Source organism: Agrobacterium tumefaciens (assembly GCF_009649785.1).
Classification (GTDB): domain Bacteria; phylum Pseudomonadota; class Alphaproteobacteria; order Rhizobiales; family Rhizobiaceae; genus Agrobacterium; species Agrobacterium tumefaciens.
This window is the reverse complement of record NZ_WJOK01000003.1, coordinates 115,950-136,762: the sequence shown is the minus strand read 5'-3', so window position 1 is coordinate 136,762 and position 20,813 is coordinate 115,950. Positions and strand designations below refer to the sequence as shown.

The 20,813-nt window shown below is 59.4% G+C and carries 17 protein-coding genes; 3 read left to right on the top strand and 14 right to left on the bottom strand.

Going from position 1 to position 20,813, the window contains the following annotated elements:
* Positions 1 to 3 precede the first annotated feature (3 nt).
* The 4 genes from GH784_RS04445 to GH784_RS04430 form a co-directional block, all read right to left on the bottom strand.
* On the bottom strand, positions 4 to 1,104 hold the full coding sequence (locus tag GH784_RS04445) for an ABC transporter substrate-binding protein (protein ID WP_035200113.1): 1,101 nt from the start codon (positions 1,102 to 1,104) through the stop codon (positions 4 to 6).
* A gap of 64 nt (positions 1,105 to 1,168) precedes the next feature.
* A complete protein-coding gene (locus GH784_RS04440; protein ID WP_019566893.1) occupies positions 1,169 to 2,296 on the bottom strand; it encodes an ABC transporter substrate-binding protein in 1,128 nt (375 codons plus the stop codon).
* Positions 2,297 to 2,340: 44 nt separating this feature from the next.
* A complete protein-coding gene (locus GH784_RS04435) occupies positions 2,341 to 3,474 on the bottom strand; it encodes an ABC transporter ATP-binding protein (protein WP_003518184.1) in 1,134 nt (377 codons plus the stop codon).
* On the bottom strand, positions 3,474 to 5,327 hold the full coding sequence (locus tag GH784_RS04430; RefSeq protein WP_003518186.1) for an ABC transporter permease: 1,854 nt from the start codon (positions 5,325 to 5,327) through the stop codon (positions 3,474 to 3,476). Before GH784_RS04430 ends, GH784_RS04435 begins: the two co-directional genes overlap by 1 nt.
* Positions 5,328 to 5,845: 518 nt before the next feature.
* Here GH784_RS04430 and GH784_RS04425 point away from each other — a divergent pair.
* Complete coding sequence (locus GH784_RS04425) at positions 5,846 to 6,832, top strand: LacI family DNA-binding transcriptional regulator (RefSeq protein ID WP_003518188.1); 987 nt, start codon at positions 5,846 to 5,848, stop codon at positions 6,830 to 6,832.
* Between the two features lie 48 nt (positions 6,833 to 6,880).
* Here the strand turns inward: GH784_RS04425 and GH784_RS04420 are convergent, their stop codons facing one another.
* The 4 genes from GH784_RS04420 to GH784_RS04405 all read right to left on the bottom strand — a co-directional run bounded on the left by GH784_RS04420 (position 6,881) and on the right by GH784_RS04405 (position 11,799).
* Positions 6,881 to 8,524: a Na/Pi cotransporter family protein gene (locus GH784_RS04420; protein WP_065705774.1), complete on the bottom strand. Its 1,644-nt coding sequence runs from the start codon at positions 8,522 to 8,524 to the stop codon at positions 6,881 to 6,883.
* Between the two features lie 97 nt (positions 8,525 to 8,621).
* Positions 8,622 to 10,304 carry a metallophosphoesterase family protein gene (locus GH784_RS04415; protein ID WP_065705772.1) on the bottom strand — a complete coding sequence of 561 codons (1,683 nt, stop codon included), beginning with the start codon at positions 10,302 to 10,304 and terminating at the stop codon, positions 8,622 to 8,624.
* Positions 10,298 to 10,906, bottom strand: coding sequence for a dual specificity protein phosphatase family protein (locus GH784_RS04410; RefSeq protein WP_065705770.1), 609 nt, complete (start codon positions 10,904 to 10,906; stop codon positions 10,298 to 10,300). Before GH784_RS04410 ends, GH784_RS04415 begins: the two co-directional genes overlap by 7 nt.
* Before the next feature lie 53 nt (positions 10,907 to 10,959).
* Positions 10,960 to 11,799: an inositol monophosphatase family protein gene (locus tag GH784_RS04405; protein WP_019566887.1), complete on the bottom strand. Its 840-nt coding sequence runs from the start codon at positions 11,797 to 11,799 to the stop codon at positions 10,960 to 10,962.
* A 215-nt stretch (positions 11,800 to 12,014) separates the two neighbouring features.
* Between GH784_RS04405 and GH784_RS04400 the strand changes: the two genes are divergently transcribed.
* Positions 12,015 to 12,311, top strand: coding sequence for a PRC-barrel domain-containing protein (locus GH784_RS04400; RefSeq protein ID WP_003518197.1), 297 nt, complete (start codon positions 12,015 to 12,017; stop codon positions 12,309 to 12,311).
* Between the two features lie 185 nt (positions 12,312 to 12,496).
* Complete coding sequence (gene proP, locus GH784_RS04395; RefSeq protein WP_025595114.1) at positions 12,497 to 14,017, top strand: glycine betaine/L-proline transporter ProP; 1,521 nt, start codon at positions 12,497 to 12,499, stop codon at positions 14,015 to 14,017.
* 65 nt (positions 14,018 to 14,082) lie between these two features.
* Here the strand turns inward: proP and GH784_RS04390 are convergent, their stop codons facing one another.
* The 6 genes from GH784_RS04390 to GH784_RS04365 form a co-directional block, all read right to left on the bottom strand.
* Positions 14,083 to 14,808 carry an SDR family oxidoreductase gene (locus GH784_RS04390; protein ID WP_065705833.1) on the bottom strand — a complete coding sequence of 242 codons (726 nt, stop codon included), beginning with the start codon at positions 14,806 to 14,808 and terminating at the stop codon, positions 14,083 to 14,085.
* A gap of 55 nt (positions 14,809 to 14,863) precedes the next feature.
* Positions 14,864 to 16,474, bottom strand: coding sequence for an FGGY-family carbohydrate kinase (locus tag GH784_RS04385; RefSeq protein ID WP_013762242.1), 1,611 nt, complete (start codon positions 16,472 to 16,474; stop codon positions 14,864 to 14,866).
* Positions 16,475 to 16,499: 25 nt separating this feature from the next.
* Positions 16,500 to 17,231, bottom strand: a complete 732-nt coding sequence (locus GH784_RS04380; protein ID WP_065705768.1) for an SDR family oxidoreductase — start codon at positions 17,229 to 17,231, stop codon at positions 16,500 to 16,502.
* Between the two features lie 38 nt (positions 17,232 to 17,269).
* The gene (locus tag GH784_RS04375; RefSeq protein WP_003518202.1) at positions 17,270 to 18,247 is read right to left on the bottom strand and encodes an ABC transporter permease; all 978 of its coding nucleotides are present in this window, start codon (positions 18,245 to 18,247) and stop codon (positions 17,270 to 17,272) included.
* Complete coding sequence (locus tag GH784_RS04370) at positions 18,237 to 19,739, bottom strand: sugar ABC transporter ATP-binding protein (RefSeq protein ID WP_065705766.1); 1,503 nt, start codon at positions 19,737 to 19,739, stop codon at positions 18,237 to 18,239. Before GH784_RS04370 ends, GH784_RS04375 begins: the two co-directional genes overlap by 11 nt.
* Positions 19,740 to 19,810: 71 nt before the next feature.
* Positions 19,811 to 20,722: an ABC transporter substrate-binding protein gene (locus tag GH784_RS04365; RefSeq protein ID WP_013762239.1), complete on the bottom strand. Its 912-nt coding sequence runs from the start codon at positions 20,720 to 20,722 to the stop codon at positions 19,811 to 19,813.
* Positions 20,723 to 20,813: the final 91 nt, after the last annotated feature.

The window sequence follows — 20,813 nt, the reverse complement described above, 5'->3', positions numbered from 1 at the left end:
CCGTTATTTTTTGTAGTTCACACGCCAGAAATCCTGCCAGCCTTCGCGCTTGTCGAGGTCGTCGGCCGCCGTTGCGGCATCAAAGGCCATCAACTCGTCGAGATGATCGGCTACCCGCGATGGTTCGTCCGCCGGCAGACCGATTTTCGTGTTGCCGGAGATTTTGCCATCGACCGTCTGCGGCGCGATGCCCTCTTCCGTCATCAGATAGTGAAGAAAGAGCTTTGCAGCATTCGGGCTTTTGGTCTGCCCGGCAATCAGGCCGAAGCCGGGATAGAGGAACCCGGAAAACGGTTTGACACCGCTGCAAAGACCGAGCTTCAGCCCCTTGGCCTCATTATCGCGGTATTTCGCCGCCGAGGTGATGACGAAAAAGGGATCGGTCTGTCCCGGAGCGCCGGCCGCATCGGCAACCGTGCTCGAGTCCGTCAGCAGGGGAGCGTTCTCGGCAAAGGCCTTCACCCAGGCAGCCGTCGCGCTTTTTTCACCCGTTTCCAGCTTCTTGCCGTAAAGCTCCTCATAGGCCTTGGCGACATCGGCATCATGATGGGTTTCGATCTGGTTGAACCAGTCGGCATAAAGCGGCTTGTCGAAGAGATCGAGCATGGCAAGCTTGCCCTTCCAACGCGGCTCCGTCAGCTGCCAGATGTTGGTGACCGGGCATTTGTCGTATTTCTCGGTATTGTAGGTCCACACATGCGGATCCGAAACGACCACGAGCGGATCGCGCAGCTTTTGCGGAATATCGCTTTCCATATCCGGTGGCGACCAGCTGGTGGCAATGCCTTCCGGCAGAAGTTCCCCCATTGCGGAGGCGACATCCGTTGCGACGCTGACATCGCCGACGACATTGCCGGCGCGGTGTTCGCGGATCATCAACTCGACCTGAGTTGCCTCGTTCACTTTCTTGCCGCTTGCCTGCACGCCATATTTGGCGGTGAAGGCCTGTGCGGTGTCGACGATCTTGCCGGTCACCGCATAAACGGTGATCGGTTTTTCCTTCTTCGCGGCGTCGATGAGCGCATCGAGATTAAAGGCGTCCTGCGCGTGGGCAGCACCGCCAAGCGCCAGCGAGAAGATAAGGGAAAGGGCTGAAGCCGCCATCCGCCGCCGCCGCTCGCCACCACATCGGTTCTTGGTCATGATATTCACTGTGTCGGTCCCCCCGTTATTTCTTGTAATTCACACGCCAGAAGTCCTGCCAGGTTTCGCGCGCATCCCAGTCTTCCAGGCTGGTGGCCATGCTGTAGGGCAGAACGCGGTCGAGCACGGCGCCGATACCCGAAGGTTCGTCGGCGGGCAGTTTTACGTCTTTGTTGGTGGACATCTTGCCGTCGATCGCCTGCGGCGCGATGCCTTCAGCAGTCATGACGTAGTGAATGAAGAGCTTTGCAGCATTGGGGCTATCCGTGCCCTTGGTGATCAGGCCGACACCTGGATAAAGCCAGCCGATCCACGGCTTCAGCTCCTTGCAGAGGCCGAGTTTCATGCCCTTGTCGGCATTATCGCGAAACTTCGCCGAGCTGATGAGGCCCATGAAGGGCTGCTTCTGGCCAGGCGTGCCAACGGCTTCCGCCGCCGCTGCATCGGCATCGGTCAGCAGCGGCGCGTTGGCGGCAAGTGCCTTGACCCAGGCCGCTGTCGCGCTTGACTCTGCGGTCTCGAGGTCCTTGCCGTAAAGCGCCTTATAGGCCGCCTTCACCTCCCCATCGCCATGCTTAGCCATCTGGTTGAACCAGTCGACATAGGATGCCTTGCCGAGCGGATCCTGCATCGCCACCTTGCCCTTCCACTTCGGGTCGGTCAGTTCCCAGATATTGGAAACGGGGCATTTGTCGAAAAGCTCGGTATTGTAGGCCCAGACATTGGCGCTGGTGACGACGGTCAGCGGATCCTGATATTCTGGCGGAATATTGCCAGCGAGATCCGGCGGCAACCAGCTTTCGACAAAGCCCATTGGAATAAGCTGTGCCATCGCCGCCGGGGCATCGCTTATGATCGAGACGTCACCCTGAATATTGTTGGCCCGCGCCTCGCGGATGACCATCTCCAGCTGCGCTGTTGCCTTTACCTTCGCACCCTCCGCGCCCACGCCATACTTCTTGGCGAAATTCTTCGCCATTTCCACGATTTTGCCCGTGCTATCATAGACGGTGATCGGCTTTTCCTTTTTGGCAGCCTCGATCAGAGCGTTGAGGTCGAAAGGCTCCCCCGCCTTCGCCACGCCGCCAAACGTTGCCAGAATTGCCGTTGCGCACAGGAGACGGCTAAGGCCGCCCGTCATTTTCCGCTTCATACTGCTCCTCCTTCAGCAAGCGATTGTCAGTCTTTTCGTCGTTGTCAGTTGTAGCTACTGCTCCTCAGCACGGCGTCCGCTTCGGTAATTCGTTGCCCTTTTGCGTCGAACACATGCAGGGCGTCGGGAGGCACGTGGAAAAACACACGGTCGCCACTATCGACGCGCGGCAGGGCATGGGTGGTCAGGAACAGCGTGTGGTTCTCGCTCCTCAATTCGAGAATCCAGCTGCCGCCCGTCGGAAGCACGCCGGTCACCGTCATTTCACCGAAGAGGCTGCCCTGCGGCACATCCTCAGACCTTGCCGTGTAACCCATCGCCTCCGGCCGCATGCCGACCGAGGCGATGCCGCGCAACTGCGGATAACGTGTTGCGAAATAAGCCTCCGCATTGTCGGCGATATCAGACACGCCGGGCTGGCCGAAGGTCAGAATATTGATCGGCGGACTGCCGACGAATTCGGCGACGAAGCGGTTGGCCGGACGGTCGTAGATATCGTTCGGCGTACCCATCTGCTGGAGCGTGCCCTCGTTCATGACGGCGATTGTCGTTGCAAGTGTCATTGCCTCCCACTGGTCATGCGTCACGAAGACGATGGTGGTCTTGAACTCCTTGTGCAGTCGCTTCAGCTCGGCGCGCATTTCCAGCCGCAGCCGGGCATCGAGGTTGGACAGCGGCTCATCCAGAAGCAGCACGCCGGGATTGACGGCAAGCATGCGGGCCAGCGCCACACGCTGCTGCTGCCCACCGGAAAGCTGTGACGGATAACGGTCGCGGTACTTGGCAATGTCGAGCGCCTGCATGACGCGCTCGACGCGTGCCTCCCGCTCGGCTTTCGGCAGCTTGCGCAGGCGCAGGCCGAAATCGGTGTTGCGCTCGATGGTCAGATGTGGCCAGAGCGCGTAGCTCTGGAAGACGAGCCCCATTTCGCGCTTTTCCGGCGGCACGAATATGCCGTCATTGACGGAATCTATTACCCTGTCGCCGACACGGATTTCACCGCCGGAGAGGTTTTCAAGACCCGCGATCATGCGCAGCGTCGTGGTCTTGCCGCAGCCGGAAGGGCCAAGCAGGCACATGAATTCGCCGTCGCGGATTTCGAGATCGAGATCGGAAACCGCATTTGCGGAATTCACGCCGTAGTTCTTCTGCGCCCCGCGCAGGTTGATGGTAGGCATCAGCTTCCAAGTCCTTCTGCAAGATTTGTGCGGGTCAGCTTCTGGGCCAACAGGGTACCGAAATAGGCAATGCCGGCGATGATCAGCACCACGGCATTCGCGGCCTGCGTATAGTGGTAGTCGACCAGCCGCAGCGAATAGGTGGTCAGAACATCCGTGCTCGGCACCGCGAGTATCACGAACAGGCTCAAGCCCTTGATGCCCGAGATGAAGGGCAGGAGAACCCCCGTCACCAGCGATCCCTTCTGGATCGGGATGACGATCGAGACCATGCGGCGGAACCAGCCGGCACCGGCGATCTGTGCTGCCTCTTCCGGGTCCTTTCCGAGCTGTGTCATGGCCGAGATACCGGCGCGCGAGGCATAGGGCATCTGGTCGGCAATCAGTGCGAGGATAAGGATCGTCACCGTGCCGTAGAGCGCCGGCATCGGTCCGCGTGGAACCGCAAACAGCGAGAGATAGGCGGCGGCAAAGGCGATGCCGGGCACGAGATAGGGCAGGAACGTGACCTGACGCAGATAGACCGACAGGGCGCGCACCGGCGTGCGGATGACGACGTACCCGACCAGAAGACCGAGGACGCCAGATGTGAGCGAGGCAAGACCAACGATCATCATCGTGTTCTTCGCTGCTGCCCATAAATCGGGGCTTAAAAGAACGCCGGTCTGCAAGGCCACCGTGTTGAGATTGCTGCCGATCCAGTAATCGAGCGTGAAATTGTCGAACGTGAATTTGGCCGGCATCTTCATGACGGTCGAGAGAGCGAGTGTGAGCAAAGGCAGGCCGACGCTGAGAATGAAGACAGCGGCCGCAAAGCCCGTTGCCGGAAGACGCATTTTGCCGAGGCGGCTTTGCCGGTTCATCGACCCCTTCGAGCCGATCGTCACGAAACGGCGGGCTTCGCGAACCAGGCGGGCATCGATCATCAGCGTGATGATGCCGATGAGCATGATCGAGGCGGCAACGACACCGGCAACGCCGGTCTGGCGCGAGGCGATGCTGCGGAACAGCGATGTCGAGAGGACTTCGAACTTCACGGGAAGCCCGAGAACATAGGGTACGCCGAATTCGCCAAGGCACTTTGCAAAGATCAGCACCATGGAAGAGAGCAGCGCCGGGCGCATCAAGGGCAGGATGACCTGCAAAGCCACCTGATAACGATGAGCGCCGAGAATGCGGGCCGAATCCTCCAGCTGCGAGTCGAAGCGGCGCAGCGCCGAGCCGAACAGCAGGATAACGAAAGGTGTGTAATGCAGGGCAAGGATGATGGTGATCGGGAAGCGCCCATAGGCCACCCAGTCCGGCGGTGTCAGGCCCATCGCCTCGAACCAGCCGGGTTGGCCGCCAACGGTGCGGTTCTTGAACAGCGTCGTCCAGGCGAGAGCGAAGGTCCATGCGGGCAGCATGTAGGGCACGATCAGCGCGGTCGCGAACCAGCGGCGACCGAACATGTCCGTGCGGCTGATAAGCCAGGCAAGCACCGTGCCGATAACAAGCGAAAGCGCAATCGCCCCCAAAGCGACGGTGAGCGTGTTGAAGAGCGGATGCCAGAAAAGATCCGTTGCGACGGGCGAGAAGAACGCCCTGTCGAGATAATAGAGCGTGAGGTCACCGACATCCTTGCCAAGACGCCGTTCGTGGCCGAACTGGACACGGACGGCATCCAGAACGATAGAGATGATCGGAACGACGATCAGATAGGTGAAAAGTAACGCCGTTAGCACGCCGATGAGCGTCGTCGGCTCCCTGAGCGCGACCTTGAGGCGATATCGCCAGGCCTGCCATGCCGAAGGCGCGGTCGCCGGGGGACGCCCCAGTGCCTCCGCCTTCGTTGATTCGCTTAAAAGAGCCATTATTCCTCCCCATATGGCCGCAACATTGCTCCGACACGCCGGCAAGCATCTGCCTGCGCGCAACCTGCGGAACAGGCGGCGCGTGCGTCGAACATGAGCAATGCGTCAATGCTTCAGCAGCGGGCACATCAGGCCCGCGAGCAACGATGATCCAGCTCCTCCCGGAAACATCGCCGGCAAGCAAAACGTGGAATAAATATTCCATATAGCGCTTAACCTTGGAATGCATGATCCATCCTAAACGGCATTTTGTCAACGAAAAAATGCACACGTGATCATTGATATATGCCATTGTTTTTAAACGGTTTTATTGAACGTGTTTTGCAAATTTTTTTATCGACGCACAAGCAGTCATTTTTTCCCGCAGAATGAAAATGGAAAGGACGATATATTTGCCGGCGAAAGCGAGAACCGCCTTCCATCAGCAAAAGCGCTTCGCACCTGAAATATTTCGATTGGAATAGTCGACCCTTATGGCCTGTGATATCAGACATGAGGTTTTGCAACGGGGAAGTTGAATGGCGAGAGGGTTCGTGACGGCCGAAGAGGTGGCGAAAAAGGCTGGTGTCTCGCGCTCCGCCGTCTCGCGCACATTCACCCCCGGCGGCAGCGTATCGAAGGCCGTCCGGCGCAAGGTGCTGAAAGCCGCGCATGAGCTTGGCTACCGCGTCAACCGTCTGGCCCAGGGCCTCAATAATGACCGATCCAATCTCATCGGGGTGGTCGGTGCCAATCTCAGCTCGCCGTTTATTTCAAAACAGCTCGACCTCCTCAGCATCGGCCTTCTGCGTCGCGGCTTGCAATGCCTGCTGCTGAATGCGGCCGATGCACGCAAGGATATCGCGCCGCTGATCGAACTGCTTTTCGAGTTTCGCGCCCAGGCCATCGTCGTACTCTCCGGCGAGCCGCCAGCATCTATCGTCGACGAATGCATTGCCAATGGCGTGCGCCTCATCCTCATCAACCAGCGCCTCGACCGGACCGATACGAACATGGTGCTGAGCGACGATTCCCACGGCGCCGATCTCGCCGCCATGCGGCTTGTGGCGGCAAAATGCCGGAAGGTCGCGGTCGTTTCCAGCGGCAGCCAGACACCGGCACAGCTGCGCCGCGCCGGCGCTTTCACCCAGCGCATGAGCATCGAGGGTATCGAGGTCGTTCCATGGTCGGGCGGTCCGACGAGTTATGACAGCGGCTATCAGGCAGGCTGCGAGTTGCTGACGGACAAGACAATAGACGGCGCCTTCTGCGTGACTGATCTGCTGGCACTTGGCTTCATGGATGCAGCAAGGCTAGAGATGGGCCGCCGAATTCCTGAAGACCTGTCGATTGTCGGTTTCGACGATATTCCGCAGGCGGGCTGGAAAAGCTATCAGCTGACGACCGTTGCCCAATCCTTTGACGCGCTGACCGAGAAGGTCCTGACCGCCCTCGACAGCGACGAGCCCGAGACCCGGCTTCAGGTCGTGCCCGTTGAGATGGTCGAAAGGATCACCGCGCGCTAGAAGAGCACTCCTGGGCAAAAACCACAGCGCCGTTTTACTGGCATGGCTTCAACCCGCCTGCTTGATCCGGCTTTCGATCAGGAGACCGCTTTCATCGAGGATCGGATGTGCGACGGCGGCGATATGGGCGTTGATGCGCTTCAGATCGCGCAGCATGTCGAGATGCACTGAGCTTGTCTGGATGCTGTCGGTCAGGCCGTCGCGCAGGCGCTGGAGATGTCGCTCCGATGACTGTTTTTCCAGCCGGCGCACGTCTTCCTTCACCTCCACCAGCCGACGGGCAAGGTCGGCATTGCGGGTGGCGAAAACGGATTGCGCCATGCGGATATTGTCGAGCGTGATGGAGAATAGACGTTCCAGCTCGCTTTTGCCATCATCGGAAAACCTGAGACCAAGATTGATCTTCTTGGCGATTTCCGGGCGGATGCCCTTCTCGATGATATCGCCGATATGTTCGAGATTGATGGCATATTCAACGATATCCATCGCACGTCGCTGATCCTTCTGGCACAAACCGTCCTGGCCCACCTTCGAGACATAGACCTTGATGGCATGCTGGATACTATCGACCCGGCCTTCCAGCGTACTGATATCATTGAGCTTGGAAAGATCGCTGTCGCGCATGGCGTCATTCGCCTGACGCAGCATGCGCTCGATCAGGTCACCAACCAGCATGACCTCGCGGCTTGCACCGGCAAGCGCCGCAACCGGTTGACCCAGATCATGACTGTCGAGATAGCTGCGGCGGCTTTCGGTTCCCTCTTTTTCCGGCAGCAGCGCGGTCGTCATCCGCAGCAACAACGGCGATAGCGGCCATGCGATCGCGGCAACAGCAAGATTGAAAAGGAGATGCGCATCGACCGCTAGATTGGCGTGCGAGAAAGGCGACATGTCGAGCAGTGCCGCGCCGTACCCGGCAAGAGGCAGGGCTGCGACACAGCCGGTGGTCCGGACGATGAGGTTGCCAAGCGCCACCCGGCGCGCCGCGACCGGCGCCTTCAACGTCGCCAGCACCGGCGGAACCGCGCCGCCGAGATTGGCGCCGAGTACCAGCACGATAACGAGGCTTGTTTCAATGCCGCCGCTTGCCGCAAGCGAGAGTATGAGGACGACGATGGCAAGGCTCGATGATGCCAGCACGGCCAGCACCGCGGAAAAGATCAACGCGACCGGCCAGGCATTGCCGAGCATGGAAATGAAGAGGTTAAGCGCCGGCGACTGCCGGATCGGATCCGTCGCCGCGGAAAGAAGATGCAGGGAAAGCAGCATCAGGCCGACACCGGCAAGGGCAGCACCCGCACCCTGCCGCTGCACCGACTTTCCACGCAATAGAATGACACCGGCAAGGATCAGCATCGGCGACAGCCAGCCAAGACCGAGTGCGACAATCCACGCGGTCGTCGCAGTACCCACATTCGCGCCGAGCAGCACGATTTGCGCCATCGCCGGTGCGATCAAGTCTTTTTCAACGAAGGAGGCAACCATCAGCGCCGTGGCTGTCGAACTCTGCAGGGCGATCGTCGCCACGAGACCGGCGATGAAGGAGCGAAACCCTCCCCGTGTACCGGCGGCAAGCCCGATGCGAAGCTTGGCGCCGAAGGCACGCGACATTCCGTCCTTGATCTGCCCAAGGCCGAAAAGCAGCAGCGCCACCGCGCCGAACAGATTGATGCTGACAACGACCGATTCCACTAGATCACCTCGCCTGTCCTGCTTGCCGCCACTCTTCCCCGAGGGGACGTTGATCTGCCCCGTTCACATCGTGGATTGCGTCGAAAAAACCTACGGATCACACCGCAACGGATTGGAGTTGCGGTGTGAGACGGAGCTCCAGATGCCGCAAACCGCCTTCGGCACGGTCGAGAAACAGCCCAAGGGCACCGAAGAAGATTTCGATAAAACTCTTAACCGAACCGTCGTGGTGATCGGGCTCACGGCCGAACCGCTCCGCCAGCATCCGGTAAAGGGAAAGCCGTTGAGGCGCGATATGGACAAGCGCCAGCCCCGCGCCCTGACGCAGGCAATACCAGTCAGCAATAAGCTCGAACATCGGCAGATCGGAGGAAAGCCCGGCATCATGCGAGGCAAGGCTTTTTTCACCAAGCAGGCCGATAACCTCGGATATGGTTTTATCCGCAATCGCCGCCACGATCCCGGCTGGCCACTCCTTGGTGAAATAACGATGCCTGATAAGCGCGCGTTTGTGGCCAAGCAGGAAATCACCATAATTGCCGGCCGCAAATGCGCGGTCCTCATCCTCGCCCGCAAGTGCCATTTCCTGCGCATACCCCCGGCAAATGCGGCTGTTAATCGGCAGCGCGGCCATTTCCACCGTCTCGATGGAAATCTCGTGCTGCTGGGGATGGACGACCTTGAAGGCGGGTGGAAAGGCAACCAGAGACGGCACGGCGATATTGGTGAGCGAGGTTTCCCCTTCCCCACGCCGGGTTACGCCTTCCACATGCAGATGCCCGCTGAAATGGACTTGGAACCCGGCCTCAACCAGCGCATCCTCAACCGCCTTGCGCGGCGTGCGACGCACCACGTTGGTTTCGCCGAACAGCGCACTTTCGGCACCGCTTGCGCCATCGAAGGGATCGAGCGCCGGATAGTGCGAAAAGCCGAGCAAAGTCTTGCCGAGCGCCTGCGCTCTTTTGCGCACATCGGCAATCCAGTCGATGATGAAGGGCTTGCAGCGCAAAAGCGCATTCCAGCCGCCAGAGGTACTGTCGGTGAAAGCCGCTTCCTCACCCGTCTCGAAAGTGCCGTCAAGCGGTTCGAAAATATTGGCGTCGATCATGAGCAGCCAGAGGCCCGGCTCCGGCTCAACCAGATAAGATGCGTCCATCAGCCAGTAGATATTGGTGCCATCGGGGGAACGCACCTCGTAGAGACGATCTTCCGTCGCATCGGAAAGCCCGAACGGTGTTTCCCAATGCAGATAGTCCGGCTGGCGGAAATATCCGAAAGCCCCCATCGGGCCAAGGCCAACGGGGTAGCCTTCGCAATACATCCGGTCGCTGATCACCACCCGATCACCGGCCCGCCGCGCATCGCTTGAAACGGAAAGGCATTTGCCGTTCTCCGTTAGAAACTCCTTGGTATGATGTCGGCCACGCGGGCCGAAAATATCGTGGTTGCCGGGCAGCGCATAAAAGGCGGTGCCATGGGTATCACGATGACGCTCCAGAATACCCTTCAGCGTTTCGGATGTCGCGCGCTGGCCGTCGTCGGTATAATCGCCAAGCAGCACCACATGGCGAATGCCCCGCTGCCGCACTTCTTCGAGTGCAGCATGCAGCGCATCGGCGCTTTCGTTGAAAACACGGGTGGATTCGCGTGTATCCGACCAGCTACGCATGGTGATGCGTTCTCCATCGACCTCTATTCCGGGAAAACCGAAATCGGCCGCCGTGTCATGGAAATGGGCGTCGGCAATGACGGCGACGGAAGGAAGCGTGCGTTTCAGCATGGTTGGACAGTCTTTCTGCCTTCGACCATATCGATCCAGTCGGAAGCGCGGCGGGCAGCAGCATAAAGCATCGGTTTCGGTGTCTCGAACCATTCGTCCGGCCGCAATTCCCGCTTCGTGCGGATCACAGCCAGTGCATCGTCGAGGTTAGGGTAAAGATGCGGCTGCTGCTTGTGCAGGAAAAGCGCGACCAGCGATACCGAGCGGCTGCGGCCGCTGCGGCAATTGACGAGCACATTGCCGCCATCGGGAAACGGATAGGTTTCGCGCTTCGGCATGGTCTGCCGCAATGCGCCGTCGAGAATATAATAGGCCCCCAGCATCATCGTGTCCGGACTGCCTTCGCCGTCGATAAGACCGAGCTTATAATAACGGATGTCGCCATACCCCACCGCGCACCTGTCGCCATCTTCCGCCGACGCCTGCACGAGATTGATATCCAGATTGACGGCGCAGTTGACGACGGTGGTAATGCCGTGCCGGTGAAGGAGCCCAAGGTCGCTCGCACCATCGCTGCCGCCGATATAGAGCGCAACGTTACGCTGGCCGAGCCCTTCCGCAATCAGGCTGATCGCAGGCCGGGCATAAACGGGTCCATCCATCTCATTCCTCCACATGCACCAAGCACCCTTCACGGACGGGCGCTCGTCTAAACTCAGGCCGATACGGCCCGCTGCCGATCCGAAGGCTGCCGCTCTGCCAAAGGTATCTTCGATGCCCGACTGACGCCGCTTGCAACACCGCTGGCTGCGGCCAGCACCGGCCCGCCATCTTCAAGACTACCGATCTCCAGGAAAGGGCAGACGTCGCCGCCAGCTTCGCTGACGAGTAGCAGTCCCGCAAGACAATCCCATGAATTCATGTGCAATTCGAGATAGGCATCGGAGCGGCCATCGGCCACATAGGCAAGCGCCAGCGCACCGGAACCGGCGCGGCGCACATTGGTGCCCATATCGAGCAGGTTCTTGACGACATCAAGATAGGTGGCGTTCGCGATACGGGTCGACCAGCCCATTTCGATCGAGGCCGCATCGAAACGTTCCGTCTGCGCAACCTGGATCGGCTGCCCGTTACGCGTTGCCCCCTCGCCGCGTCGGGCGAAATAAAGTTCATTCAGAGCCGGATTATAGATAGCGCCGATTTCGGTTTGCCCGTTTTCGACATAGGCGATGGAGATGCAGAAGTGCGGAATGCCGCGGGCGAAATTTGCGGTGCCGTCCACGGGATCAACGACCCAGACGCGATCACCGATCACACCGCCGCCCTCCTCGCCGAAAAAACTGTCCTTAGGAAAGCAGGCCGAGATCGCGCCGCGAATATGCGCTTCGGAGGCTGCATCCGTCACCGTCAGAAAGTCCTGCGGGCCCTTCATCGAGAAGCTGCGTGTCGCCTCGCCCTGAAAGCCTTTCAGCACCAGTTCCCCGGCGGAAAGAATAACGCTGCGGCACAGTTCGGCACGGGCTGCCAACGTATCCGGATAAGGCATCAGGTCCATGCGGAATAACCATCTCTCAAAAGATTGAACACGCGTTCATATTGCACACGTGTTCAATCTTTTCAAGCGTGATTTTGCGGCGGGCGGTCCGCTGGAGTTCATACCAGTCTCCTAAGCGTTCAGACAACCGGTTTAGCCCAAAATCCCCCAGACGCGATGGAACGGTTTTGCACTGCGGGAGTTTCCATATCGCAACCCAAGCAGGAGGAAGAAAAATGGATCATGCCAATCACGTACGCCTCGTTGAAACCGAACTGACCCCGTCGGTTCTGGAAGGTGCAACAGTTTATGGCGCAGATGACCACAAGGTCGGCAAGGTCGATCACGTCCATGGCGTCGGCGCGGCAAGCACCGCGATCATCGACGTCGGCGGCTTTCTCGGCATCGGCGCAAAGCCCGTCGCAGTACCGCTCAGCGATCTCGATTTCATGCGCGATGAAGACGGCGATGTCCACGCGATTACCTCGTGGACCAAGGATCAGCTCAAGGAAATGCCTGAGCATCACCACTAATCTTTAAAAAACGCCCGGCTACCAGCCGGGCGTTCTTTTTTCTCCTGTCGGACGACCCCGCCCATACTCCCCATAAGATGAGCTAAGGCCCGATTGTTCTGCCGACCGATGGAACGCTTAAGCGTATCGAGCATTTTCATGGCGCTCAAAAAATTCGGGCGCAATGCAGTTCAGGGGGACAGTGATTGAACAACCAGATACAGGCCACTCCGCTGAGCATCGACGACGTCACCGTCATCGATGACGAGAAGGTCAAAAAAGCAGTTACGGCAGCCGCTCTCGGTAACGCGATGGAGTGGTTCGACTTCGGCGTATACGGCTTCGTCGCCTATGCCGTCGGCAAGGTCTTCTTCCCTGACGCGTCACCCGCCGTTCAAACGGTGGCGGCGCTCGCAACCTTCTCCGTCCCCTTCCTCATCCGCCCTTTGGGGGGCGTATTTTTTGGCGCCATGGGCGACAAATTCGGGCGTCAAAAAGTCCTCTCCCTGACAATCATCATCATGGCCGCGAGCACCTTCTGTATCGGCCTCATCCCCGGTTATGCCACCATCGGCATATGGGCACCCATTCTGTTGCTGTTATGCAAGCTTGCCCAGGGGTTTTCCGTTGGCGGCGAATATACCGGTGCGGCCATTTTCGTGGCGGAATACGCGCCTGACCGGAAGCGCGGTTACCTTGGAAGCTGGCTCGACTTCGGCTCCATCGCCGGCTTTGTGCTTGGCGCGGGGCTCGTCGTGCTGCTCAGCACCGCGATGGGTGAAGCCAAGTTCCTCGACTGGGGCTGGCGCATTCCGTTCTTTCTGGCGGCACCCCTCGGGCTGATCGGGCTTTATCTGCGCCACGCGGCAGAAGAAACACCAGCCTTCACCGAACGCCTGCAGCGCTCTGAAGAAGAAGACCGGCAGTCGCTGAAAGAGCGCCCCATGGTTCCCATCGCCGAGATCGTGAGCCAACATTCCCGCTCGCTGGCAATATGCATAGGCATGGTCCTCGTGACCAACGTCACCTATTACATGCTGCTCACCTACATGCCGACATATCTGTCGAAGACGCTGAATTACAGCGAGGACCATGGCGTCCTCATCATCATCGCGGTTATGGTTGGCATGCTGTTCGTCCAGCCCGCCATCGGGCTTTTGAGCGACCGGATCGGACGCAGGCCGTTTCTGGCGGTTGGCAGCACGGCGATCCTGTTTCTTTCACTGCCGGCATTTCATCTCATCGCCAGCGGACAGGTTGTTCAGATTTTCTTCGGCCTGCTCATCCTGGCGGTCGCACTCAACTGCCTGATCGGGATAATGGCATCCACCCTCCCGGCCCTTTTCCCGGCCCGCATCCGCTACAGCGCGCTGGCTATCGCGTTTAATATTTCGATCATCGTTGCCGGACTCACGCCGACGCTCACTGCATGGTTGGTGGAGGTAACGGAAAATATCTATATGCCGGCCTACTATCTCATGGTCGCGGCCATCTTCGGCATTGTGACGACATTTTTCCTCAAGGAAACCGCCAACCGGCCGCTTTATGGCGACACGCCGAATGCGTCTAGCCGAAAGGAAGCGAAGTCGCTTCTTGCAGAGCAATATCTGCACATCGAGAAAAGCGTCGAGGAGATAGACGACGAATTGCTCAAACTTGAAGAACAGAAGGAAATTCTTCAAGCAAAACGCAACCAGCTGGTTGGCAGACATCCGGATCTGACCTGAGCGGATATCCAGTCCTGGAACAGGATGCGCGGCGATGCATTTGCACCCCGCGCATCCCTTAAACGTCAGACGGCAAGGAACCCGCCATCGATGGGCAACACCGCGCCGGAAATCATGCTGCTATCATCTGACAGAAGCAGTGCGATGCTCTGTGCCACGTCTTCGGCCTCGGCAAAGCGCTGCAGCGGATGGCGAACCATCATTGGTGCGCTCTTGGCCGGATCGTTCCATGCTTCGGCAGCCAGTTCAGTGAGCGTGATTGTTGGTGCGACGGCGTTGACACGGATGCCGTGCGGCCCGAGTTCCTTGGCAAGAACGCGGGTTGCGCCTTCAAGCCCCGCTTTCGAGGCCGCGTAGCAGAGATGATCCTGAAAACCGCGATGACCGGCAATTGACGTGATGTTGACGATTGCGCCACCGCCACCCTTTGCGACGCGGGCGCGGGCGAATTCCTGACAGGCAATGAGCGCTGCACGCAGATTGATGCCGAGCACAGCCTCATAACCTTCGTCGCTCATATCAAGCACGCTTTCGAGCACGTTGATGCCGGCGCTGTTGATGAGAAAATCGCATGGACCCGCCTCGACCATCGCGGCCCGCGTCGACGCCACATCTGCGAGATCGACACGGATCGAGCGTCCGCCGATTTCGCTTTTCAGGCTGTCGAGATCGGACTGGGTCCGGCTGATTGCCACGACCTCAGCACCGCGCGCGGCCATCAGGATAGCGCAGGCACGGCCGATGCCCTTGCCTGCGCCGGTGATGATGACGGATTTTCCGGAAAACTGCATGGAATCCTCTTTATTTTGCGGCCAAAACGGCCGGACGATGGAAGCTTGTGGCGCTTCAGGAATGGTTTGCGGAACGAATGGCGCGCGCCGCATTCTGCAGTGCCAGAAACGCGTCGTAGCGTGACTGGTGCACTTGGCTGAATGCAGCGTCCGGTGCCGAATATTTGGCAATACGCGACATGGCGGGCATTGCGGAAATCAGGTCGGGATAGGCCTTGGCAGCAACCGCGCCGAGCATCGCCGATCCCAGAAGCACCGGCTCCTCGCATTCAGTGAGTTCAACCGAAAGCCCCGTCGCATCCGCCAGCAATTGTCTGGCAAGCGGATGCGCGCCCGCGCCGCCGCTGACACTGATCGTTTCCACGGGAGCGCCATGACGCGCCTGCGTCTCGATGATCTGGCGAAGCCCGTAACCGAGGCCGAGAAGCCCCGCCACGTAAAGCGCGACAAGCGAATCCACCCCCGTCTCGGTGCCGTAACCGGCAATGACGGCACGGGCATGAGGATCGGCGAAGGGCGCGCGGTTGCCGAGGAACTCCGGCACCACGTGAAAATTCTCGGCAATCTTCACGGCAGCGGAAGCAGACGTGGCCAAAGCCAGTGCACGGTCGGCAAGCCATGCAGGTAATGACTTGCCTTCTTTTTCGGAAAGCGCCTTTGCCTCTGAAAATGCCGGGTGCAATTGCACCAGATAATCAATGGCCGCACCGGCGGCGGATTGGCCGCCTTCATTGAGCCATGCGCCGGGAACCATGGCGGAATAATAGGGACCCCAAACACCCGGCACGAAAGCCGGCTCCGAGGTGGTTGTCATGGTACAGGAAGAGGTACCAAAGACGTAACCGAGGCACCGCGAAGCGTCGCCGCCCGCAGCCACCGTGCCGACACCCCCGGCATGCGCATCGATCAGACCGGCGGCAACGGCGGTTCCAGCAACCAGCCCCATGGCTTTTGCGGCTTCATCGGTCAAACCATTACCCAGCGCCGTGCCTGGATGAACGACGCTTTCACCGATACGGCGGAATCCCTGCTCCGCCAGATCGCCAAGCCCGATGCGGGTGAAATATTCCGCATCCCAACGTTCCTCATGGGCGAGATAAGTCCACTTGCAGGTAACCGTGCACGCGGAACGATCGAGCGCGCCTGAGGCTTTCCAGGTCAGGAAGTCCGTCAGGTCAAAGAAGTGCTCGGCGCGCGCATAGATATCCGGCCTGTTTTCGCGAAGCCAGAGCAGCTTGGGCGTCTGCATTTCCGGGGAAATCCGGCCACCGACATATTTCAGAACGGCATGTTCGCCCGCATTGATCCGCTCCGCCTGTTCGACGGCGCGGTGATCCATCCAGACGATGATATCGCGCTCTGGATGATCCGGCGCGCCGACCGGAAGGGTCTCATCCTCAGGCCCGCGCACCACGAGCGAGCAGGTGGCATCGAAACCGATGCCAACCACGGCTGCGGGATCTATGCCGGCGCGCGAGACACTTTCCCGCACGCTGTCGCAAACGGCTTTCCAAACCTCACCACTCGATTGTTCGGCTATGCCGCCGTCTTCACGATGCATCGTGATCGGGCGCTTGGCGGTGGCGAGAAGCCTGCCCGCCACATCAAAGACACCGGCACGGGCAGAGCCGGTACCGACATCGACGCCAATCAGGTAGGAAGCCATTTGCGATACTCCTTGGGAGTGTAGTTTAAACGCGGTCGAAGTTGGTGGGCAGCACCAGCATGTCGCGGATGGTGACGGTGCGCTTGCGGGTCAGCATGTAAACAACCGCATCGGCCACTTCACTCGCGTCGATGAGGCTACCCGATTCCTTGGCGTTGCGAAGATTTTCTTCCGGCCAGTCTGCCAGAAGGGCCGAGACGACCGGGCCGGGAGAGACCTGCGCGACGCGCACACCATGCGGGATCATCTGGCGACGCATGCCCTGCACGAAGCTGGTGATCGCCCATTTCGAACCCGAATAGACCGGTTCCCAATAGGTCGGGAAATGTCCGGCGATCGAGCAGGTGACGATGATGTCGCCGGTCTTGCGCTCCGACATGTGCGGCACGACGGCCTGTACATTCTTCATCACGGCATTGACGTTGAGGTTCAACATCTTGTCGATGGCTTCCGGCGTGGTTTCGGTGAGATCGCCACCGATATAAGTGCCTGCGTTGCAGTAGAGAATGTCGATGTGATCGACCTTCTCAAGGATTTCCGGGATCATGGCATTGCAGCTGTCTGCATCCAGAAGGTTCGTGACCTGCGCGATGGCGCGCTTGCCGAGTTTACCGACAAGTTCATTCAGGGCTTTCTCGTTCCAGTCGACCATGACGACGGTTGCACCGTTTTCCAGTAGCGCCTCGGTGGTGGCGAGGCCAATACCGGACGCGGCGCCGGTGATGACCGCGATCTTGCCTTGCAGCAATTCAGACATTTAATTCTCCTGCTTCTTTGAAGATATGACGTGTGGGCTCAACGCCAGTCGCGCCCGATATAGATGGCGAGCAGAATGATGCCGCCCTTGATGACATCCTGCAGATAAGGGTTGATACCCATGAGATTGAGGCCGTTATTCAGGATGCCGAGCAGCACCGCGCCGATAAGGGTACCAAGAATGAGCCCGCGTCCGCCGGCAATCGCCGTGCCGCCGAGAACCACGGCCGCAATGGCATCCAGCTCGAAACCGACACCCGCATTGGGCTGTCCGCTCATGAGCCGGCCGGTCAGAATGAGAGCTGCAAGCGCTGCCGTCACGCCTGAGATACCATAGACGGCAAGCTTGACGCGCCGGGTCTTGACGCCGGAGAGGCGCGCGGCCAACTCGTTGCCGCCGAGTGCATAGACATGACGACCGAAAGCCGTACGCTGCAAAAGCACCCAGGCCACGGCGTAGATCACCACCATGATGATAACAGGCACCGGCACGACGCCAACGCGACCGACGCCAAACCAGGAAATCCAGCTCGGAATGCCGCTGACGGGATAACCGCCGGAATAGATGAGGCCGAGACCGCGCGCCATTCCCATCGTCGCAAGCGTGACGATGATGGCCGGCATCTTGCCCCAGGCGACAAGTGCTCCGTTGAAGATACCGATGCCAAGTCCGATGAACAGCCCGGCCGGCAAGGCGAGCGACGCAGGCAGGCCGGTATTCACCATCAGGCCGGCAGACAACGTGCCGACAAGCGCCATGACCGCGCCGACCGACAGGTCGATGCCGCCTGTGAGGATGACGAATGTCATGCCCACGGCCAGAATGCCGACGACTGAAACCTGTCGCAGCACGTTCATGATGTTGTTCACGCTGAAGAAATTGTCGCTCGCAAGACCCATCAGGATCGATACGACAATCAGGCCCGCCAGAGGCAGGGCGAGTGGCGAGCGCAGCATGCTGCCAAGGCCGAAACCGCTCGTCTTTTCGGCAATGCCGGTATTTGCATCAAGCGACATGTTCAACCCTCCCGGTGGTGGCGTTTGTCATTATTGTTTCTGAATTGATGTCTGCGCCCTCGACGGTGGCGACGATGCCCCCGGAGCGGAACACGCAGACGCGGTCCGACATGCCGATCACTTCCGGCAGCTCCGAAGAGATCATGATGATAGAATAGCCCTTGGCTGCGAATTCGCGCATCAGCGCATAGATTTCCGCCTTCGCGCCGACATCGATGCCGCGCGTCGGTTCGTCGAAGATCAGGACGCGCATGTCATGGTTCAGCCAGCGGGCGATAACGATCTTCTGCTGGTTTCCACCGGACAGCGTGTCCACGCGGGCATAGGGTCCCTGTGCCTTGACCTGAACCTGCGCCATCGCCTTTTTCGTGTGCTCCAGCTCTTTTTTCAGGTCGATAAACCAGTGAGCCTTCTGGTACTTGCGATAGTTGTTGAGGGAGATGTTCTGCAGGATGGAGAAACTGGTGATCAGACCCTCTTCCTTGCGGCTTTCCGGCAGCAGGCCAATGCCGCGCATCAGCGCCTCATCCGGGCCGGAAAAGCGGGTCTCGACGCCATCGACCTTGATCTTGCGGCGCGAAGCGGAATGCGCGCCAAGCATGGCCAGCACCGTTTCCGTGCGCCCGGAACCGACAAGCCCGGCAAAACCGAGTATCTCACCCTGCCGCAGGGTAAAGCGCGAGACCGGCCCGCCTTTTTTCAGTTGAAGCTCTTCGACCTCGATCACGTTGCGCGCAGCTGTATCGATCTTCGGTTTGGGCGGAAAATTGGCCTCGATGCGCCGGCCGACCATCATCTCCACCAGACGGTCATTATCGACGTCAGAGGTGAGGCAGGAGGCGATGAGTTCGCCATCACGCAGGACGGTGATGCGGTCGCAGATCTCGAATATTTCCTCGAGATGATGGGAAATGAAGATGATAGCGACACCCTGACGCCGCAGCTCGCGCATGACCTTGAAGAGATGCTCGGTCTCGGACGGGGTAAGCGTCGCAGTCGGCTCATCGAGAACGAGAATACGGGCATCGAGTGAAAGCGCCTTGGCAATTTCCACGAATTGCTGCTGGGCAACGGAAAGGCGGTGCACCGGCACATCGAGCGGAACGTCCACGGCCAGACGGCTCATGATTTCGGCGGCACGTTTACGCATCGCACGCTTGTTCAGCAGGCGCAGCGGTCCGCGGATTTCGCGTGCCAGAAACATGTTTTCGACCGCATCGAGATAGGGGATCAGGCTGAATTCCTGAAACACGATGCCGATACCGGCGGCAATCGCCTCGTCGTAATTGGCGAAGCGGCGGTCCTTTCCATCAATGCGGATCGTGCCCTCCGAGGGCTGCAAAATGCCGCACAGGATTTTCATCAATGTCGACTTGCCAGCGCCGTTCTCTCCCAGAAGCGCATGCACCTCGCCGGCGCGCGCCTGCAGGTCAACGCCGCGCAGGACCTCGATCTTGCCGAAGCTTTTTCTTATTCCATTCAGTTCCAGCATTTTACCCTCCTCGATGGTCGGGACATGTCCCGCCCCCACACGAGGCGGGGACGGGACCTGGGGAGGAATTCTTACCAGCTGAAGTCGCCGGCGTTCTTGCTGTCAACGACCATGACGTCGATCGGTACTTCCTTCGGAACGACGCGGGCGCCCCACTTCTGGGCAAGCGCCATGGCAAGGCCAACGCGCACCTGGTCACGCGGGAACTGCGCGGTCGTTTCGATGAAAGGGCCGCCGTCGGCAATTGCCTTCACAGCTTCGGGAGCACCATCAACCGAGGTCAGCTTGATGTCCTTGCCGGAGCCCTGGATCGCAGCGAGTGCACCCATTGCGCCGCCATCATTCACCGAGAAGATACCGGCGAGGTTCGGACGGGACTGGATCATGTTTTCAACGACGCCGAGCGCAACGGAGCGGTCCTGACGACCATTCTGCGTGTCGACAAGCTTGATGTCGGCAAATTCGGCAAGCGCTGCCTTGCAGCCTTCGACGCGCTGCAGGATCGGCACGACCGGGATACCGTCGAGGATTGCAACTTCACCCTTGCCGCCGAGCGCATCACCGAGATGCTTGCAAGACTTGTAGCCTGCGTCACGGTTCTTCGAGCCGACGAAGGTGTCGACCGGGCCGTTTGCGTTGGCGTCGACAGCAACGACAATCACGCCGGCAGCTTTGGCAGCGTGCACGGCGGCTTCGATGCCGGCGCTGTCGGTCGGGTTCAGAAGCAGGATGTCGATCTTCTGCTGCAGCATGTCTTCCACGTCGGAAATCTGCTTTGCCACATCGTGGCCGGCGTCGGTGACGACAACATCAGCGCCGATGCTTGCCGCGGCTTCCTTCAGCGCTTCCTGCATGGACACGAAATAGGGGTTGTTCAGTTCCTGGAACGTCATGCCGATTTTCAGCTTGTCCTGTGCCAATGCCGGAGCGGCCATCATTGCAAGTGCGGCCGATGCCATCAGGAACTTGGATTTCATTCTCATAGTAACTTCCTCCCGTTTGGAAAATCTGGGCAATAAGAGCCCGTTTCCGGACAGTCCTCTGCCCGAATTGGTGAAAAATCCGCGATGTATC

Excerpts from the sequence above, each read along its gene's own strand:
- GH784_RS04365 (WP_013762239.1), bottom strand. The coding sequence starts at position 20,722 with ATGAGAATGAAATCCAAGTTCCTGATGGCATCGGCCGCACTTGCAATG.
- GH784_RS04415 (WP_065705772.1), bottom strand. The coding sequence starts at position 10,304 with ATGCTGAAACGCACGCTTCCTTCCGTCGCCGTCATTGCCGACGCCCAT.
- GH784_RS04385 (WP_013762242.1), bottom strand. The coding sequence starts at position 16,474 with ATGGCTTCCTACCTGATTGGCGTCGATGTCGGTACCGGCTCTGCCCGT.
- GH784_RS04435 (WP_003518184.1), bottom strand. The coding sequence starts at position 3,474 with ATGCCTACCATCAACCTGCGCGGGGCGCAGAAGAACTACGGCGTGAAT.
- GH784_RS04430 (WP_003518186.1), bottom strand. The coding sequence starts at position 5,327 with ATGGCTCTTTTAAGCGAATCAACGAAGGCGGAGGCACTGGGGCGTCCC.
- GH784_RS04400 (WP_003518197.1), top strand. The coding sequence starts at position 12,015 with ATGGATCATGCCAATCACGTACGCCTCGTTGAAACCGAACTGACCCCG.
- GH784_RS04445 (WP_035200113.1), bottom strand. The coding sequence starts at position 1,104 with ATGGCGGCTTCAGCCCTTTCCCTTATCTTCTCGCTGGCGCTTGGCGGT.
- GH784_RS04410 (WP_065705770.1), bottom strand. The coding sequence starts at position 10,906 with ATGGATGGACCCGTTTATGCCCGGCCTGCGATCAGCCTGATTGCGGAA.
- GH784_RS04425 (WP_003518188.1), top strand. The coding sequence starts at position 5,846 with ATGGCGAGAGGGTTCGTGACGGCCGAAGAGGTGGCGAAAAAGGCTGGT.
- GH784_RS04375 (WP_003518202.1), bottom strand. The coding sequence starts at position 18,247 with ATGTCGCTTGATGCAAATACCGGCATTGCCGAAAAGACGAGCGGTTTC.
- GH784_RS04405 (WP_019566887.1), bottom strand. The coding sequence starts at position 11,799 with ATGGACCTGATGCCTTATCCGGATACGTTGGCAGCCCGTGCCGAACTG.
- GH784_RS04440 (WP_019566893.1), bottom strand. The coding sequence starts at position 2,296 with ATGAAGCGGAAAATGACGGGCGGCCTTAGCCGTCTCCTGTGCGCAACG.
- GH784_RS04390 (WP_065705833.1), bottom strand. The coding sequence starts at position 14,808 with ATGCAGTTTTCCGGAAAATCCGTCATCATCACCGGCGCAGGCAAGGGC.
- GH784_RS04370 (WP_065705766.1), bottom strand. The coding sequence starts at position 19,739 with ATGCTGGAACTGAATGGAATAAGAAAAAGCTTCGGCAAGATCGAGGTC.
- GH784_RS04380 (WP_065705768.1), bottom strand. The coding sequence starts at position 17,231 with ATGTCTGAATTGCTGCAAGGCAAGATCGCGGTCATCACCGGCGCCGCG.